The sequence below is a fragment of the Mogibacterium pumilum genome (genome assembly GCF_002243385.1).
In the GTDB taxonomy this organism is placed as follows: domain Bacteria; phylum Bacillota; class Clostridia; order Peptostreptococcales; family Anaerovoracaceae; genus Mogibacterium; species Mogibacterium pumilum.
On sequence record NZ_CP016199.1, the window covers coordinates 568,702 to 569,563 of the forward strand.

At 43.7% G+C, this 862-nt stretch carries 1 pseudogene; it reads left to right on the forward strand.

Annotated features, from left to right (window positions below):
* Positions 1-862, forward strand: a pseudogene (locus tag AXF17_RS02860) (hypothetical protein); the annotation flags it as partial.

Consider the following 862-nt stretch of genomic DNA (forward strand, 5'->3'; position numbering starts at 1 on the left):
CAATAAACGCAGTAGATAACACACTTAAAGTAACCGTACCTGGAGCTAAGTTTACTGCAGCAGCACAGCCTGACACTAACTATACAGTAAAGGGAACAGTAGGTGGAAACTTCAAGGCTGCAGCAACACAGGTAGACAGTGGAAAGACAATAAACTTCAAGTTCAAGTGGAACGGTAAGCAGACAGCAGATGGAGCGGATGCGATTGCACCAAATGACTTGAGCAAGATTACCTTTACACTCAAGTACAAGAATCCTACACCACAGGATTTTGAAAGAGATGGAGATCTTGAAGGAGATATCCTTATTGGAAATGAAACAGAGCATGATAAGGTATTTGAGAGCAATAAGAATGCCACTCATGATTTTACCGGCGCTCTAAATGTAAAGCCAATCAAGGAGCAGATGAAGCAGATTGAGCATATGTTCAATGACCCTAACGGCGAGAAGATTAAGCTGTCGGGAATGGATACAACATTTACTGCAAGCATAGAATTACCGGAAGGCATGACGTTCGGTACTGCTACGCCTAAAGCAAGACTCGACGGAGCAAACGGAAAGTTTGAGATTACAGAGACAAAGCTTGAGGGACGCAAAGTAACAGTTGCCCTGAAGCTCAAGGATGCTGCAAAACTCAAGACTTATAAGGAACTTGCGGATACAATAAACGCAGTAGATGACACACTTAAAGTAACCGTACCTGGAGCTAAGTTTACTGCAGCAGCACAGCCTGACACTAACTATACAGTAAAGGGAACAGTAGGTGGAAACTTCAAGGCTGCAGCAACACAGGTAGACAGTGGAAAGACAATAAACTTCAAGTTCAAGTGGAACGGTAAGCAGACAGCAGATGGAGCGGATGC